1 protein-coding gene is annotated in these 1,060 nt (G+C 67.1%); it reads left to right on the top strand.

Annotated features, from left to right (window positions below):
- Window positions 1-189: 189 nt before the first annotated feature.
- Window positions 190-1,059: an IS5 family transposase gene (locus NS3_RS28125; protein WP_174550531.1), complete on the top strand. Its 870-nt coding sequence runs from the start codon at window positions 190-192 to the stop codon at window positions 1,057-1,059.
- Window position 1,060: the final 1 nt, after the last annotated feature.

Raw genomic sequence — 1,060 nt, forward strand, 5'->3', positions numbered from 1 at the left:
CTAGGCAGTGTTTCGAAAGTGAGGTAGTTGGGGGCGCCCCCAACTGTTGTCTGTGACTGGGATCGCCTGCCCGCGTGGGCATGTCGATGGCCGGATGTGGCGAGGTCTCCGGTAGATGGGTTAGCGACCAAGCAAAACCTGAATACCGGAGACCTCGTGACCAGCGTAGTGGTGACGAGGCGGGCGGACATGACCGACGCCGAATGGGCGCGGCTGATCCCGTTGCTGCCTCGGGGCAAGAAGGCGGGCCGCCCGCCGAAGTGGACGAAACGGCAGCTGATCGACGGCATCCGATGGCGAGTCCGCGTCGGTGCCCCATGGCGGGACGTGCCCGAACACTACGGACCGTGGCAGACGGTGTACGGGCTGTTCCGCCGCTGGCAGCGCGCCGGGATCTGGGTGTTGATCCTGAAACGCCAGCAAACCGCCGCCGACGCCGCGGGCCGGATCGTGTGGGAGGTGAGTGTGGACTCCACGACCACCCGGGCGCATCGACATGCTGCCGGTGCCCGCCGCGATGGCGACGGGCAGGCAGAGCCACCCGGCGGGGTCGACACCGAACCCGCCGATCACGCGCTCGGACGCTCCCGCGGCGGCTGGACCACGAAAACCCATCTGGCCACCGAGCAAGGCCGTAAAGTCTTGTCGATCGTCATCACCGCTGGTCAGCGTGGCGACAGCCCGCAGTTCGAGGCAGTGCTCGACGGTATCTCGGTGCCCCGGACCGGGCCCGGAAGACCTCGCACACGCCCGGACCGGGTGCGTGCCGACAAGGCGTACTCCTCGCGCGCCAACCGCGCTCACCTGCGCCAGCGCGGGATCAAGACCACGATCCCGGTGAAAACCGACCAGGCCGCCCACCGGAAGAACAAAGGTTCCGCTGGTGGCCGGCCACCAGCGTTCGATCTCGAGGACTACAAGCTCCGCCATGCCGTCGAATGCGGGATCGCCCAGCTGAAGGAAAACCGGGCTGTGGCAACCCGATACGACAAACTCGCCGTCCGCTACCAAGCCACCGTCCACATCGCCGCCATCAACCAATGGCTCCGGCACGGGTGAA

It is taken from the genome of Nocardia shimofusensis NBRC 100134, from assembly GCF_001613125.1.
GTDB lineage: Bacteria > Actinomycetota > Actinomycetes > Mycobacteriales > Mycobacteriaceae > Nocardia > Nocardia shimofusensis.

What these genes read in the sequence shown, in the direction of transcription:
- NS3_RS28125 (WP_174550531.1), top strand. Translation starts at nt 190, where the DNA reads ATGACCGACGCCGAATGGGCGCGGCTGATCCCGTTGCTGCCTCGGGGC.